Here is a 14,844-nt window from a genome sequence, read left to right on the forward strand (position 1 = left end):
TGCGTTTTGGCCAGATTAGTCAACAAGCCCGGCCGCCGTCGGATGTTGGACCGACGGCTCTGGCGGCGCCCGCCCACATTTGCGAGACTGGGCGCAACCGAGGAATCGCCAATGACGAAAGCCAAGCCCGCAAGGCCCGCAAAACCCAAACCCTGGACCGAGATGGCGACACATCTGGTCGATGTCGCCATGGGGCGAAAGCCCGCCGACCTGGTCGTCCGCAACGGCCGCTGGGTGAATGTCCATTCAGGCGAGATCATCGCCGGCACCGACATCGCCATTGCCGGCGGGCGCTTCGCCTATTGTGGGCCGAACGCCAGCCATGCCATCGGCCAGGGCACCAAGGTGGTCGACGCCGGCGGGCGCTATCTGGTGCCCGGCCTCTGCGACGCGCACATGCATGTCGAGAGCGGCATGGTGACGGTGACCGAGTTCTGCCGGGCGGTCATCCCGCACGGGACCACGTCGATGTTCATCGACCCGCACGAGATCGCCAATGTGCTGGGGCTGCCAGGCGTGCGGCTGATGCATGACGAGGCCGTTGCCATGCCCATCAACGTGCATGTGCAGATGCCGTCTTGCGTGCCTTCGGCGCCGGGGCTGGAACATGCCGGCGCCGAACTGACGGTCGCCGATGTGGCGGAAGCGATGACCTGGGAAAACATCATCGGGCTTGGCGAAGTGATGAATTTCCCCGGCGTCGCCGCCAACGATCCGGTGATGTCGGGCGAGATCGCCGCGACGGTCAAGGCAGGCAAGACGGTCGGTGGCCACTATGCCTCGCGCGACCTCGGCCTGCCGTTCCATGGCTATGTCGCCGGCGGCCCGGAAGACGACCACGAGGGCACGCGCGCCGAGGACGCCATTGCCCGTGTGCGCCAGGGCATGAAGGCGATGCTGCGGCTGGGCTCGGCCTGGTACGACGTCGCCTCGCAGATCAAGGCGGTGACGGAGAGCGGGATCGACCCGCGCAACTTCATCCTGTGCACCGACGACAGCCATTCCGGCACGCTGGTTCATGAAGGCCATATGGACCGCGTGGTGCGCCACGCCATCCAACAGGGGTTGAAGCCGGTGACGGCGATCCAGATGGCGACGCTCAACACAGCCCAGCATTTCAAACTGGAGCGCGAGATCGGCTCGATCGCGCCGGGGCGGCTGGCCGACCTGCTGATCGTCTCGGATCTCGCCGCAATGGCAATCGATGAGGTCTATGCACGCGGCGTCAGGCTGGCCAAGGGCGGCAAGCTCGAAATCGACATTCCGGCCTATGATTATCCGAAGACGGCGAAGAACACCGTCAAGCTCGGCAAGAAGCTGAAGGCCCACGACTTCGACATCGCCGCTCCCAAGGGCGCCAACGAGGTGCGGGTGCGCGTCATCGGCGTCATCGAGAACCAGGCGCCGACGCGGGCACTGGAGGCCGATCTGCCGGTAGAGGACGGGCTGGTCGCCATGGATCGCCGCAACGATGTCTGCCAGATCGCGCTGGTCGAGCGCCACAGAGGCACGGGCGGCGTCACCAACGCCTTCGTCTCCGGCTTCGGCTACATGGGCGACTGCGCCATGGCGTCCAGCGTGGCGCATGACGCTCACCACATCATCTGCGTCGGCACCAACAAGCAGGACATGGCGCTGGCCGTGAATCGTCTGGGCGAGGTCGGCGGCGGCGTCGTGCTGTTCTCCAAGGGCAAGGAACTGGCCCTGGTCGAAATGCCGATCGCCGGGCTGATGTCGGACGAGCGGGCTGAAATCGTCGCGGCCAAGGCGGACAAGCTCACCGAGGCGATGCGCAAGATGGGCTGTTCGCTAAACAACGCCTATATGCAGCACTCGCTGCTGGCGCTGGTTGTCATTCCGGAGCTCAGGATTTCCGATGTCGGACTGATCGACGTGACGACTTTCCAGAAGGTCGATCTCTTCGTCTAGGGTATATCGATATTCGGGTGAGGCCGGCCTGCGAATGGTGGCTTTCTGCGCTTCCGGTGCTCACGTACTTAAAGTACGCTCCGCTCCGGTTCTCGAAAGCCGCCATTCTCGACTCGGCCTGACCCGAATCTCAACATACCCCGGCGCTTGTTGATGGTACTCAGCCGCCGGTGGCTATGGTCAGCACCTTGAATGGTGTGGTGATGACGATCTCGGCGACCGAGCCGACAGCCTTGCCGAGGCCTTGACCGATATTGTTGAACTGTGTCGGGTCGGGTTCCTCCGAAGCCAGGCCAGCCGGTGCTCGCAGCCGGTCGCCGAGCAGTTGCACCAGGATCGGGTTATCGGCGAATTTGGCGTGGTTGAGGCGATCGCCGGACTTCAGTTTGCTCAAGTCCACAACCGATACGCCGTAGCTGGCAAGGTCGGCTGCATTGCCATAGTCGCCGACTCGCGGTTTGTCGCCGGACAGAAGGCCTGACAGTCTCAAGGCGCGGTCGTCGCCCGAAAGCAGGATGGCGAACGGCTTGTCCGGCTTGCCGTAGCGGATCATCTGTTTCTTGAACACATCGACGTCGATATCCGGCGAGGCCAGAATGACATAGCCGAGCTTCCCGCCGAGATCGCGGTCGCCGGTGATGGCGAGTTGCCGCAGCGCCTCCATGGTCAACCACGTCCCCATCGAATGGGCGATAATGTCGATGCTTCTCACCTTGGTCTTGGCAAGCATTCTCAGCGTTGCTTCAAGATCGTCGCGCGCCGCGTTTGCACTATCCCTGTCGTAGAGATAGCCCGTCGTCTTGGCACTCGACGCCCATGAAAACAGAACGGGCGTACCTGGATATTTCGTGTCGTGAGCGATCTGCGTCAGCCGATAGATGCCGTCATCGAAGCCATTGTTGAAGCCGTGCACGAAAACCAGCGCACGGTCTCCGCGCATGGCAATGTCGGCGCCGACCGCCTTGGCGAATTGCGGCGCGCCTTCGTAGAAGGCGACGTCCTTGGCGGTGAAGTCCTTGGCTGGAGCGCTGTTTGCCGATCCCTTGGCCCGCTCGATGGCGCCGACTTGATGGCTTTTCGGAACGGTGACGTCGACGCGGGCAAAGCTGGTGGTCAGCGAGCGATCGCCGTCGAACACCTGTCGCGGATCCTTGATTGCCTTCTGGCGGGTCGTGGCAACGAAGATCTCATGCGTGGCCGCGATGTCGGAAGCGGGCACTGAGACAGCAGTTCTGTTGAGCAGGTCATGCGTGTTCCGGCCGGCGCAGCCGGTGACAGCGAGCGCGATCGCAACGACGAGGTAACTCTTCGAACGCACGGTCACGCGCCGGCTCCCGCGAAGGGGGACGTCAAACGCATGACGTCGCTGGCTATTCCGATAAAGCCAGAGACCGGCGCGGTCCAGTTCAAAGTGAGTCCATGCGTCCGCGATGCTGAACAGGAACGGCGAAAACCGCGGGACCGCATCTATTGCCCGAGCAGGCCGATGCGGTCGGTCACGTCACGGTCGCTGGCAAAGCCGTCATCCTCGCGCAGCCGCTGGCCGATCATCTTCACCAGCGTTGGATTGTCGGCGAATTTCGTATGGTTGAAGCTGTCGCTTCCCTTGACCTTGGAGAGGTCGACGACGGTCACGCCGTAGGAAGCAAGATCGGCGGCATCCTTGTAGTCGCCGACGCGCGGCCGCGAACCGGCGATCAGGCCGGAGAGCCTCAGCGCCCGATCGTCGTCGGACAGCAGCAGGATGAACGGCTTGTCGGGCTTGCCGTAGCGCCGCATCTGGCTCTTGAACACGTCGACATCGATGTCGGGCGAGGCCAGCACCACGTCGCCGAGTTTGCCGCCGAGATCGCGGTCGCCGCTGATGGCCATCTGGCGCAGCGTTTCCATGGTCACCCAGGTTCCCATTGAATGGGCGACGATGTCGATGCGACGGGCGCCCGACTGCTGCAGCATCCTGAGCGTCACTTCCAGCTGGTCGCGGGCGGCACTGGCGCTTTCCTTGTCGTAGACATAGTCGGTGGTCCTGGCGCCGGATGCCCAGGAAAACAGCACGGGCGTGCCGGGATAGCCGGAATCGTGGACAAGCTGGGTGAGGCGATAGACGGCGGCGTCGAAGCCTGTGTTGTAGCCATGCACGAAGACCATGACGCGGCCGCCGCGCGCTGCGATGTCGGCGTTGAGGGCGCTGGAGAATTTCGGCTGTGTGTCGTAGCCGACGACCTCGGAGGCCATGAAATATTTGGCCGGGTCATCCGACTTGCCGCGCGAGCGCCGCTCGATCTGGCCGGTCTCATGGGTCCCCGGAACGGTGACGTTGACGCGGGCGTAGTTAAGCGTCGCCGAGCGCTCGCCGTCGAAAACCTTGTTTGGATCGTCGGATTTCTTGCGCGTCGTGGCGATGAAGATGCTGTGGTTGCCGGCGATCTCCGTCACCGGAGCGGACACCATGGCGCTACCCAGCAGTTCCTGTGTTTGCGAGCCCGCGCAGCCGGCGACGAGCAAGGCAAGGACAACGGCAAAGATCTTGTTCAAAGGCACGCTTGAAATTCCAACTCCGGCCGAAAGGCCTGTCTACCCCCGCCACCTCCCGGACAGGCAGAGTGCGGCGGAACTAAGTCGTGTCCAGTCGAAATGTGATCAGCGCCCGGCTACAGCCATCGCAGTGTTGCGCGAAAGCCAAAATGGCGGGAGGAACGCATGCGTGGTGCGCGCAATGAGCGGCATCACCGTCGGCTCGCCGAATTCCGGCAAGGACATGGATTCAGGCCAACCGATGACACGGCATGAACAAACGCCTCCAAGTGCTTGCAAGGATTCTACGAATGCCCGTTGCGGAAGGGCATGAATGGCCGGACAATGGCGTCGCGAGGCTGGATATGCAATAGGCGGGGCCGGCTGCGCGGTCCGATCGATGATTGAGGGTCCGCGGGCGACAACCGGCGCGAGGTGTTTTCCAATGAACAGTTTTTCTTCCCGCGTCGCTGCCGCTGCCGCGGCGATCCGCCAGATCTTTCCGGAAACGCCACTGCAGGAAAACGACTATTTGTCGAAAAAGACAGGTGCGCGGGTGCTGTTGAAGCGTGAGGATCTGTCGCCGGTGCGTTCCTACAAGATCCGCGGCGCCTTCAACTTCTTCCGCAAGACGCTGGCGGCGGGCAACGAGGCCGAACTGTTCGTGTGCGCGTCCGCCGGCAACCATGCGCAGGGCTTTGCTTTCGTCTGCCGCCATTTCGGCAAGAAGGGCGTGGTGTTCATGCCGGTGACGACACCGCAGCAGAAGATCGACAAGACCAGGCTGTTCGGCGGCGATTTCGTCGAGATCAGGCTGGTTGGTGACTTTTTCGACGACTGCTACCGTGCCGCCTTCGAATTCACCGAAAGTTCCGGCGCCCATATGGTGCCGCCCTTCGACCACAAGGACATCATCGAGGGCCAGGCGACCGTCGCCTATGAGATCGCGGACCAGATGCCGGGCGCCCGCATGCCCGATATCATCATGCTGCCGGTCGGCGGTGGCGGGCTCGCCGCCGGCGTCACCCATTATTTCGCCGATCAGGGCCGGGAAGCGCGCTTCGTCTTCTGTGAACCGGCCGGCGCGCCGAGCCTGCGCGAGAGCCTCGCCGCGGGAAAACGGCTCAAACTCGCCAAAGTCGACAATTTCGTCGATGGCGCGGCGGTGGCCGAGATCGGCCGCGAGCCGTTACGGCATCTCAAGGATTTTCCGGCCGACACGGTGCGGCTGATCCCGGAAAATCGGCTTTGCGCCACCATGATCGAGATGCTCAACGTCGAAGGCGTAGTGCTGGAGCCGGCCGGCGCCCTGGCGATCGATGCGCTGAAGGATTTCTCCAGAAAGGAAATCAGGGGCAAGACCATCGTCGCCGTGGTTTCGGGCGGCAATTTCGATTTCGAGCGGCTACCGGACGTCAAGGAGCGGGCGCTGCGCTTCGAGGGCTTGAAGAAATACTTCATCATCCGCTTCCCCCAGCGGCCGGGCGCGCTGCGCGACTTCCTCGAACTGCTCGGTCCCGACGACGACATCGCCCGCTTCGAATATCTGAAGAAATCGGCGCGTAATTTCGGTTCGGTGCTGATCGGCATCGAAACCAAGGACCGCCGCAATTTCGACCTGCTCAAGGCGAATTTCGAGGCCGAGGGCGTCCAGTACCAGGACATCACCGACAACGAGACATTGGCCGGGTTCATCATATGAGCGGTGCTGGAAAAATCTTCGTCGCGCTGTTTTCCGGCATCAATGTCGGCGGCAACCGCATCGTCAAGATGGCGGAGTTGCGGTCGTTCTTCGAGGGTCTCGGCTTCTCCGATGTCGCCACCTATGTGCAGAGCGGCAATGCCGTGTTCAAGGCGAAGAAGGGCGATGCGGTCACGCTGACGAAACAGCTCGAAGCAGCCTTCGAGAAGAAATGGGGTTTCCATTCACGCATCATGGTGCGCGATCTCTCATGGTTCGAGCGGTTGGTGGACGAAAATCCCTATCCGGACGTGGCCGCGGACCACACGAAGTTGCACGCCTATGTGCTGGAGCGCGAGCCGACCGCCGACGAGGTGGCGCGGCTGGCCGAAAAGTGCACAGGGCCCGAACGCTTCGAGATCAAGGGCGATGTGCTCTACCTGCACGCGCCGGATGGATTGGGCAAATCGGTGTTTGCCGGGCTGATCCCGCGCACGTTGAAAGTGCCGGGCACGGCGCGCAACTGGCGCTCGGTGCGGGCGCTGCTGGAGATGGCCGCTCAGGCCGGTGGAAAATAGGGTCCTTATGCCGCCGGCGCGGGCTTCCAGGCGAAGGTCAGTTCTTCACGGAAAGCAAAGCGCTTGATGTAATCGGCGACGACGCTTTCCAGGCGTTCGATCGATCCGGCTTCGTCAGTTGATACCGTTATATGCAGCGCGGTCGCGTCGGCATCCATGACGGTGCGGCCGAGCGAGAGATCGATGGTGCCATGGGCGGGATCGAACTCGACCGGGAATTTATGCGCCCAGTGTTTGCACAACTGCTGCAGGTAGCGGCTGGCATGTTCGGTGGCGACATCGGCACGGCTGGTCGGCATGAATGAATTCTCCTGGTGAGCGCCGGCCCCTTGCCGGGCAGGCGCTATAGGCAGGTAGATAGGTGCCGTCGATCAAGACGGCAAAGGCGGACGGCTTGTCCGCCTGGCCGCTCCACTCAAGATGGCGTGATCGCTACCAGGTGCCGGTGTTCGGCATCGAGGCCCAGGGCTCGGCCTTGGGCTTCGCCGGTCCCTTCTGCAGCAGCTCGATCGAGATGCCGTCCGGCGACTTGACGAAGGCCATATTGCCGTCGCGCGGCGGCCGGTTGATGACGACGCCGTTGTCCATCAAATGCTGGCAGGTGGCGTAGATGTCGTCGACCTCATAGGCGAGGTGGCCGAAATTGCGCCCGCCCTTGTAGTCTTCCGGATCCCAATTGTAGGTCAGTTCGATCAGCGGCGCCTTGTCGGCGATGCCGCTTTGCTCGTCTTCCGACGCGGCGAGGAAGATCAGCGTGAAGCGGCCCTGCTCGTTTTCGTAGCGGCGCACCTCCTTGAGGCCGAGCTTGTTGCAGTAGAAGTCAAGCGAGGCGTCCACGTCGGCGACGCGGACCATGGTGTGCAGATAGCGCATGTGATTTCCTCGACAAATTGCGTTGCGGTGCAACATAGGGTCGGCCCTGTAAAAGGGCAATCGTGCGGCAGCGCGCAATGCCGGCAAAGAACAAATCCGGTATTCCCCCCATTGAACCGTGAAAAAAGGCACGGCAGGTCTTGCACACACCGGAAGTGGCGGTGTTAATCTGGTGCCAAGAATCAGTTGCGGTGTTCTTGAAAAGAGGGGGGCATTCTTATGGGGGAAAAGGCCTCTTTCATGGGGCGGGACGGACCCCTTGGCGACGCCCGGCAGCGTGACGAAGGCGGCGACGCCGCCGACCTGCTCGAAATTGCCGGCGCCATCAAGTGGTTCGATGTGGCCAAGGGCTACGGTTTCATCCTTCCGGATGACGGCATTTCGGGCGACATCCTCCTCCACGTGACATGTCTTCGAAAGGACGGCTTTCAGACGGCCCTGGAGGGCGCGCGCGTGGTCTGCCTCGTCAAGCATGGCGACCGCGGGTTGCAGGCCTTCCGGGTGCTCTCCATGGATCTCACCACCGCAGTTCACCCGGCCGAGATGCAGGAGCAGCGCACCCATATCGTGGTGACGCCGGAAAGTGGTCTCGAACGCGCCTTGGTGAAGTGGTTCAACCGCACCAAGGGTTTTGGTTTTCTAACCCGCGGCGAGGGCACCGAGGACATCTTCGTCCACATGGAGACCTTGCGCCGTTACGGCATCACCGAGCTTCGGCCCGGCCAGGTCGTGCTGGTTCGTTTCGGACGCGGCGACAAAGGCCTTATGGCCGCCGAAATTCACCCCGATATGGGGACCTTGCCGGTCTCGCATTAAGACGATTCCCGGCCGAGGATCTCAAATGGCTCACAGAAACTGGCTGACGGCGGGCGTGGTATGCGCCGTGATTGCCGTCATCGTCGCCGCAGGCGCCTTCTTCTATTCCGGCCGGCCGACCTCGGCGGACAGCCGGGCGATGATCCTTCCGGTCGATCCGGCGCCGCTGGTCGTGGTGACGAAAGGCGGCGACCGCTCTTTTTCCATTGAAGTCGCCGACACCGATCGAGAGCGCGAGGCCGGTTTGATGTATCGCCAGGACATGGCGGACGACCATGGCATGCTGTTCGTCTTTGAAATGCCGCAGCAGGTCAATTTCTGGATGCACAACACGCCGATGCCGCTCGATCTGATCTTTGTCGGCCAGGACGGCAAGATCCGGGCGATCAAGCACGGCGAGCCGCAGTCCGACGCCGTTGTTTCGCCCGGTGTCCCCGTGCGCTTCGTGCTCGAGCTCAAGGCCGGCACGGCTGCCAGGAATGGCATCGAATATGGCGACCTGTTGCGCCATCCGGCCGTGGGCACGGTATCCGGCCCCGGCATGCCGCCAGCCGACAATGGCGATTCGCCCAATGGCGGGGGCGGCTGAGTGGGCAGGCGGGATCGCTGATGCGGCTTTTCACCCATGACGGCTTCGACCTTGCCTTCCTCGACCGCCAGCCGGCATCGGGCGAGGGCGACCCGGTGCTCATGATCCACGGCTTCGCCTCGAACCACCATGTCAACTGGGTGTCGCCCGGCTGGTTCAAGACGCTGAACGATGCCGGTTACCGCGCTATCGCCTTCGACAATCGCGGCCACGGTTCGTCGTCGAAGAGTTATGAGGAAGCGGACTATACGCCGGTCAAGATGGCTTCGGACGCCGCCGCCCTGCTCGGCCATCTCGGCATCCAACGCGCCCATGTCATGGGCTATTCGATGGGCGCGCGCATCGCGGCGTTCATGGCACTGTCGGATCCGGACAAGGTGGCGACGCTGGTCTTTGGCGGCCTCGGCATCGGCATGATCGATGGTGTCGGCGATTGGGATCCGATCGCCGCGGCCCTGCTTGCCGATGATCCGGCCGCGACAAGCCATCCGCGCGGCCGATCGTTTCGCGGCTTCGCCGACCAGACCCGCAGCGATCGCCGTGCATTGGCCGCTTGCATTGCCAAATCGCGCGAACTGCTGAGCGAGCAGGATATTGCCCGCATCGCCCAGCCGACGCTGGTCGCTGTCGGCACGACCGACGACATTGGCGGCTCGCCCGATGAACTCGCGGCGTTGATGTCGAACGCCAGGGCCTTTCACATCGAGGGCCGCGACCATATGCTGGCCGTTGGGGACAAGACCTTCAAGCAGCGCGTGCTGGAGTTCTATGCCGAAAATCCGCTCTGAGCGGACAGCGAGGGGAGAGGGACGTGACTGCCCTCAGCCTGTGGTGAGAGCCGCCAGCGACCGCGTCATGTTTTCCCGGGCCTGCCGTTCAAAGCGTTGCCGGAACTCCTCCGTGTGGAAAATGTGTGGGCGGGCGAGGAAATTCTTCAGCACCGCACTGCGCCCGGCCCGCCACATCGGCTCCTCCACCCATTGATACTCGCGCCGCACGGCGCGCTCATAGGCGTCGAAGGCTTCCGGCGCGGCACCCAGGATCGCCAAATCCATATCGAGGAAGAGACTTGCGTCCCGTGTGCTCGTCGCGTCGTCAAACGGCGGCACCTGGTGTGTGGCGGTGGCGACGATCATCGCCGAGATGCGGTTCAGGCGTGAAGGATCCGCGCGGCCCGCCAGCTTCTTCTCGGCGAGGTCGGCACTTTGCGCCTCGTTGTCCTTGGCCTTGCTGTCATAGACGGCATCGTGGAACCAGATCGCCGCTTCGACGGCTCCGGGGTCGCCGAGCGCCGCTCGATAATCACCCGCCAGAGCCAACATCGCCTCGATATGGGCAAGGTTGTGGTAATGGCGGCCTGGTCCCCGGTAGAGTGCTGAGAGCTCGCTCTTCAGAGCGTCGTCCATCAAGGGTTCGTTTTCCATCGCTGCTTGAATTCCCGCGAACCAAATCCATTTGACAATGCACTAAGGAAAATTGAGTTCAATCGTGCTATGATCTGGCTTATATGTGCGGCCGGACAACAGGCAAGCACAACAGGCAAGCCCGGCAGGGCGCAGGACGAGACGGCGATGAACAGCATCAGCATTTCCCGACACAGCGCATTGCAGCCGGTCGACCCGATCTGGCGTTCGATCCGCGACGAGGCAATGGAGGCTGTCAACCGCGACCCATTGCTCGCCGCGTTCCTCTATTCGACCATCCTCAACCAGGACAGCCTGGAGGAAGCGGTCATCCATCGGCTGGCCGAGCGGCTGGCGCACCAGGACATCGGCTCCGATCTCATCCGCCAGACCTTCAAGTCGATGCTGGCAGATGACAAGGACTGGCCGACGACCGTGCGTGTCGACATCCAGGCCTATTACGACCGCGATCCGGCGTGCGACCGGTTCATCATGCCGGTGCTCTATTTCAAGGGTTTTCACGCCATCCAGACCCATCGGCTGGCGCATTGGCTGTGGAACCAGGGCCGCAAGGATTTCGCCCTTTATCTGCAGAGCCGCTCATCCTCGGTCTTCCAGACCGACATCAACCCGGCCGCGCGCATCGGCAAGGGCATCTTCATCGACCACGCCACCGGCCTTGTGGTCGGCGAGACCGCGGTCATCGAGGATGATGTGTCGATCCTGCATGGCGTAACACTGGGCGGTACCGGCAAGGCCGGCGGCGACCGTCATCCCAAGATCCGCTACGGCGTGCTGATTGGCGCCGGCGCCAAGATCCTCGGTAACATCGAAGTCGGCCATTGCTCGAAGATCGCGGCAGGCTCGGTGGTGCTGTCGCCAGTGCCGCACAACAAGACGGTAGCCGGCGTGCCGGCCCGCGTCGTCGGCGAGACCGGCTGCGATCAGCCGTCGCGCCAGATGGATCAGCTTCTGCCGTCGCAGTCGATGGATCAGGTCGTCAGCTTCGACATCTGATTTTTACGAGGCCTGCCGCCTGCTTGCCGGATTCCGGCCGCGGGCATGAGTGGTGGTTGTCTCGTCTTATCAAGCCGCTTGCCTTTACATCGCCATTGTCGACGTGCCAGAAGCGCGTTCGAACGAGCAAGCCCGATGATCGGAGAAGACTGTTGAAGCCGGACGAAATCAGAAAGCTGGACGCCTATTTCAAGCGCGTCTTCCAGAACCCCAAGCTCGAGGTCAAGGCACGGCCGCGCAAGGAAGATTCGGCCGAGGTCTATGTCGGCGACGAATTCCTCGGCATCGTCTTCAAGGACGAGGACGACGGCGACTACAATTTTTCGATGGCGATCCTCGACATCGACCTGGCCTGAGCCAGCATCTTGCGCTTGCCGGCTGCGCCTCGAATGCGGCCGGCCAGCCGGATCTCCCGACGCTTTCCTATGCTAATGTCCTGGTTTCAGGACGCGCCCGGCTTCGGTGGCGATTGCCGCGTCAAGCGCCTGCCAATCGCCCAGAAATTCCCTGGGGAAGCGATAGGTGAGGCTGAGCTCGTCGCCGACCTGGATGTCGCGCTCGCAGGGCGCCAGCGATTCCTCGGCACTCGGCCCGCTCAGGCAACGGGCCACGAACGGGTCCTTGCCGGGGCGCTTGCCGACAACCAGCACCTCGTTCAAATAGCCTGATTTCTCGTTGAAACCGTACACCGTCGTGCCGCCAGGCCCCGCAATGCCGGGTTTGGTGATCAACGCGTTGTAGATCGGCGCGAAGCGGCCACTCATGTCACGCGACATCATCTGCTGTTCGAAGGACAGGAAGATGATGTTCTTGGCTGTCCCCGTGTGGTTGAAGTCGTCGCGCGCGGCCTCGCTGTAGCCGTCCATCTGGGGATAGCGCAGATAGAGGTCGAGCCGCGAGGCGATGCCGTCGCGCCGGGCCTGGGCGAAGCGGATGGCGTTGGCCGGCACGGCGAGGACATTGTTGCCGATCACCACCTGGTGGACCGTTGTGTCGTCGGTGTATCCGGCCATGGCGATCGAATGGCCGAACCATTTGCCGCCAAGGCTGATCGCTGCCGACAGCAGGGCCAGCGCCGCGAACCCGTAGAGCACCCGCTTCATCAGCCTGGAATCGACCACGGTGATTTCGGGGCCGTTGGCGAGCGCTGCCTGTTTCATTTCAGTCCCCGGATCTCCGGCCGCCACCTGTCCGCCTCCCGTGTCCCTGTGCGGCACACATCGTACGGCACGGCTCTTGCAGCCTTCATGGAACGACTGTGCAATTTCATGGTAAATGGAAAGTTAAGATGGGACCGCTGCAACTCACTCTCTTCGCTTTTGTCGTCGGGTTGACGGCCTGCGGGCTGGCTGGATCGGCCATGGAACTGGTCTCGGGCCGCAAGGTCGCCTTCACCGAACCCTATGTGTCGCCGTCCCATATCTTGCGCTCGCTGCTCGCCACCGCGTGTGCCGGGCCCTTCATGCTGGTCAACGATGCCATCGATGCCCGGCGCGAGCGCCGCATTTCGATGATAGCGCTAATGTCCTGCGGCTGCACGGCGATCGCCTGGGCCTTGGCGCTGGGCGTGGTCGTGCTTGCCATTGCCTCATGGACGATCCGTCTCCTAGGCTTGCCAGCCTGAGACGATTCGGAGATCAAGAAATGCCGCTTTATGCGATCGATGGAACGGAGCCCAGCTTCGTGGATGCCGAGACCAACTGGATCGCGCCCGATGCGACGCTGATCGGCGACGTGCGCGTCGGCCGCAACGCCGGCTTCTGGTTCGGTACCGTCATTCGCGGCGACAATGAGCCCATCGTCATCGGCGCCGACACCAATGTGCAGGAGCACACGGTGATGCACACCGATCCCGGCTTCCCGCTGACCATCGGGGAGGGCTGCACCATCGGCCACCGCGCCTTGCTCCATGGTTGCACGATTGGCGACAACAGCCTGATCGGTATGGGCGCCATCGTGCTGAACGGCGCGAAAATCGGCAGGAATTCGCTGGTCGGCGCCGGTGCACTGGTCACCGAAGGCAAGGAATTCCCGGACAATTCGCTGATCGTCGGCTCGCCCGCCAAGGCAATCAGGGTTCTGGACGACGCGGCCGTGGCAAGGTTGCGCGGCTCGGCCGCGCACTACGTTGCCAATGGCAAGCGCTTCAAGGCTGGGTTGAAGAAGGCCTGAGGCCAGTTTGGCCTATATCTGTCGCCGACCGTCTTAATCGCGGCCCAACTCACCGTTGGAACCACGCCCGGTCATCGCATCGTGCAGCAATGAAGCACCTGCTTCAAAACCGGCAATCTGGGCCTCTTCCACGGCCGTCCTGTAGTCATCGATGCGGGTTTCGAGTGCCGGGTCGGCGCCCGCCGCCAAAAGCAGGCGGATCGCATCGACACTGCGGATTGCCACCGAATAGTGAAGCGGCGTCCAATCGTTCACACCCCGCATGTTGGGATCGGCTCCGCCGTCGATCAATATCCGCACGATGTCCAGCCTGTCGGCCCGGTCGGTGGACAGCGCCGCGATGATGGACGGAAACCCGCCGTGATCCTGATAGTTCGGATCCGAGCCAGCATCCAGCAAGGTCGAGATGAAACCGACGGGGCTCCAATAGATCGCATATTCCAGCGGATGCCCGAGGCCGAGTTCAAACGGCATGCGCTCGTCGAACCAGCGGGGCGAGTCACCCAGGGCTACGCCGAGGCCCTCGAGATCGCCGGCCTTGAAGGCATCATCGATGGCCTTGAACAGGCGATGGCGCTCGCATCGATCTTCCGGGATTTCCAACATCGCCGAGATCCAGAGGTGGCTTTTGATCGCTCATCCTGCAGCGATCAGTTGCCATTTGAAAGCTGGATCGCGGACAAGGGAGCCTTGTCCGCGTTCGCAGCGGCCGCGAAACTTCCGACGGACCGCCTGAGCGCCATTTTAACAAATGATGGCATTCAGGCGGATGCCATTTCCCGGCCACTATTCGCCTTCGGACGTGCCGTCGGTAGGCAGTAGGCGACAACACATTTCGCATCTTATGGCGGGTCTGATTGCAAAACTTGCAAGCAGCAACGACGTTCTCCTGCGTGTCTTTGCCGCCGTCCATCCGGGGCGTCAGATGTTCAGCGGTGCAGAGGAAACGGTCGAGCAATCCGCTAAAGTGATGATAACGCTCAGAAAACGGCGCCGGATCTCCGTCCCACATCGGAAAGTCGCAGTGGAAGCATAGCCTATTCTGCTTGTTGGCTTGCGCAATCTTGAGTTTTGCCAGCGTGTTTGATTTGCACATTTCGCACATCCTTTTGCTTCATCAACATGAAGCGGATGTGCAGCAACCGGTAAGCGATTGCCCCTTATTCGGAAGGGATAACCCTCGCACGAGACGACACCCTGTAGAGTGCCACTCCGCAGTATTTAGTGGTAGGTGCCAAGCGTAAGAATAGCGCCCATCAGGTCACCCACAAC

The 14,844-nt window shown here is 62.3% G+C and carries 18 protein-coding genes and 1 pseudogene; 11 read left to right on the plus strand and 8 right to left on the minus strand.

What is annotated here, in order from left to right; all coding sequences use genetic code 11:
• The first annotated feature begins 111 nt into the window (after positions 1–111).
• Positions 112–1,929, plus strand: a complete 1,818-nt coding sequence (gene ade, locus NKH19_RS10655; RefSeq protein ID WP_352864143.1) for an adenine deaminase — start codon at positions 112–114, stop codon at positions 1,927–1,929.
• 160 nt (positions 1,930–2,089) lie between these two features.
• Here ade and NKH19_RS10660 read toward each other — a convergent pair whose 3' ends face one another.
• Both NKH19_RS10660 and NKH19_RS10665 read right to left on the minus strand, forming a co-directional pair.
• Positions 2,090–3,253, minus strand: coding sequence for an alpha/beta hydrolase (locus NKH19_RS10660; RefSeq protein WP_352864146.1), 1,164 nt, complete (start codon positions 3,251–3,253; stop codon positions 2,090–2,092).
• A gap of 143 nt (positions 3,254–3,396) precedes the next feature.
• Positions 3,397–4,470: an alpha/beta hydrolase gene (locus tag NKH19_RS10665; protein ID WP_352864148.1), complete on the minus strand. Its 1,074-nt coding sequence runs from the start codon at positions 4,468–4,470 to the stop codon at positions 3,397–3,399.
• 418 nt (positions 4,471–4,888) lie between these two features.
• Here NKH19_RS10665 and ilvA point away from each other — a divergent pair, with 418 nt between their 5' ends.
• Entirely contained in the window at positions 4,889–6,145 is a 1,257-nt protein-coding gene (ilvA, locus tag NKH19_RS10670; RefSeq protein ID WP_352864151.1) for a threonine ammonia-lyase IlvA, read from the plus strand.
• Positions 6,142–6,702, plus strand: a complete 561-nt coding sequence (locus NKH19_RS10675) for a DUF1697 domain-containing protein (protein WP_352864153.1) — start codon at positions 6,142–6,144, stop codon at positions 6,700–6,702. Before ilvA ends, NKH19_RS10675 begins: the two co-directional genes overlap by 4 nt.
• Before the next feature lie 5 nt (positions 6,703–6,707).
• Here NKH19_RS10675 and NKH19_RS10680 read toward each other — a convergent pair whose 3' ends face one another.
• Entirely contained in the window at positions 6,708–7,001 is a 294-nt protein-coding gene (locus NKH19_RS10680) for a DUF2218 domain-containing protein (RefSeq protein WP_352864156.1), read from the minus strand.
• 133 nt (positions 7,002–7,134) lie between these two features.
• Positions 7,135–7,575, minus strand: a complete 441-nt coding sequence (gene gloA / locus NKH19_RS10685) for a lactoylglutathione lyase (RefSeq protein WP_352864158.1) — start codon at positions 7,573–7,575, stop codon at positions 7,135–7,137.
• A 219-nt stretch (positions 7,576–7,794) separates the two neighbouring features.
• On the opposite strand from gloA, the gene NKH19_RS10690 reads away from it, so the two are divergent.
• The 3 genes from NKH19_RS10690 to NKH19_RS10700 are packed head-to-tail and all read left to right on the plus strand — an operon-like array spanning position 7,795 to position 9,768.
• Positions 7,795–8,391 carry a cold-shock protein gene (locus tag NKH19_RS10690; protein WP_502910899.1) on the plus strand — a complete coding sequence of 199 codons (597 nt, stop codon included), beginning with the start codon at positions 7,795–7,797 and terminating at the stop codon, positions 8,389–8,391.
• 25 nt (positions 8,392–8,416) lie between these two features.
• Entirely contained in the window at positions 8,417–8,980 is a 564-nt protein-coding gene (locus NKH19_RS10695; protein WP_352864162.1) for a DUF192 domain-containing protein, read from the plus strand.
• Between the two features lie 20 nt (positions 8,981–9,000).
• A complete protein-coding gene (locus NKH19_RS10700) occupies positions 9,001–9,768 on the plus strand; it encodes an alpha/beta fold hydrolase (RefSeq protein WP_352864164.1) in 768 nt (255 codons plus the stop codon).
• A gap of 33 nt (positions 9,769–9,801) precedes the next feature.
• Here NKH19_RS10700 and NKH19_RS10705 read toward each other — a convergent pair whose 3' ends face one another.
• On the minus strand, positions 9,802–10,404 hold the full coding sequence (locus NKH19_RS10705; RefSeq protein ID WP_352864166.1) for an HD domain-containing protein: 603 nt from the start codon (positions 10,402–10,404) through the stop codon (positions 9,802–9,804).
• Positions 10,405–10,551: 147 nt separating this feature from the next.
• Between NKH19_RS10705 and cysE the strand changes: the two genes are divergently transcribed.
• Complete coding sequence (gene cysE, locus NKH19_RS10710) at positions 10,552–11,400, plus strand: serine O-acetyltransferase (RefSeq protein ID WP_352864168.1); 849 nt, start codon at positions 10,552–10,554, stop codon at positions 11,398–11,400.
• Positions 11,401–11,552: 152 nt separating this feature from the next.
• Complete coding sequence (locus NKH19_RS10715) at positions 11,553–11,756, plus strand: DUF3126 family protein (RefSeq protein ID WP_006200852.1); 204 nt, start codon at positions 11,553–11,555, stop codon at positions 11,754–11,756.
• Between the two features lie 72 nt (positions 11,757–11,828).
• Here the strand turns inward: NKH19_RS10715 and NKH19_RS10720 are convergent, their stop codons facing one another.
• Positions 11,829–12,560 carry a hypothetical protein gene (locus NKH19_RS10720; RefSeq protein ID WP_352864171.1) on the minus strand — a complete coding sequence of 244 codons (732 nt, stop codon included), beginning with the start codon at positions 12,558–12,560 and terminating at the stop codon, positions 11,829–11,831.
• Positions 12,561–12,688: 128 nt separating this feature from the next.
• On the opposite strand from NKH19_RS10720, the gene NKH19_RS10725 reads away from it, so the two are divergent.
• Together NKH19_RS10725 and NKH19_RS10730 are read left to right on the plus strand one after the other, a co-directional pair.
• Positions 12,689–13,024, plus strand: coding sequence for a DUF6949 family protein (locus NKH19_RS10725; protein WP_352864173.1), 336 nt, complete (start codon positions 12,689–12,691; stop codon positions 13,022–13,024).
• A gap of 20 nt (positions 13,025–13,044) precedes the next feature.
• The gene (locus tag NKH19_RS10730) at positions 13,045–13,572 is read left to right on the plus strand and encodes a gamma carbonic anhydrase family protein (RefSeq protein ID WP_352864175.1); all 528 of its coding nucleotides are present in this window, start codon (positions 13,045–13,047) and stop codon (positions 13,570–13,572) included.
• A gap of 33 nt (positions 13,573–13,605) precedes the next feature.
• Here the strand turns inward: NKH19_RS10730 and NKH19_RS10735 are convergent, their stop codons facing one another.
• The gene (locus tag NKH19_RS10735) at positions 13,606–14,046 is read right to left on the minus strand and encodes an ankyrin repeat domain-containing protein (protein ID WP_352864646.1); all 441 of its coding nucleotides are present in this window, start codon (positions 14,044–14,046) and stop codon (positions 13,606–13,608) included.
• Here NKH19_RS10735 and NKH19_RS10740 point away from each other — a divergent pair.
• The gene (locus tag NKH19_RS10740) at positions 14,020–14,394 is read left to right on the plus strand and encodes a hypothetical protein (RefSeq protein ID WP_352864661.1); all 375 of its coding nucleotides are present in this window, start codon (positions 14,020–14,022) and stop codon (positions 14,392–14,394) included. The genes NKH19_RS10735 and NKH19_RS10740 overlap by 27 nt on opposite strands.
• Positions 14,395–14,425: 31 nt before the next feature.
• Here the strand turns inward: NKH19_RS10740 and NKH19_RS10745 are convergent.
• Positions 14,426–14,677: pseudogene (locus tag NKH19_RS10745) on the minus strand (HNH endonuclease); the annotation flags it as partial.
• Positions 14,678–14,844 lie beyond the last annotated feature (167 nt).

Origin of the sequence: Mesorhizobium sp. M1338, assembly GCF_040318045.1 — a bacterium.
GTDB lineage: Bacteria > Pseudomonadota > Alphaproteobacteria > Rhizobiales > Rhizobiaceae > Mesorhizobium.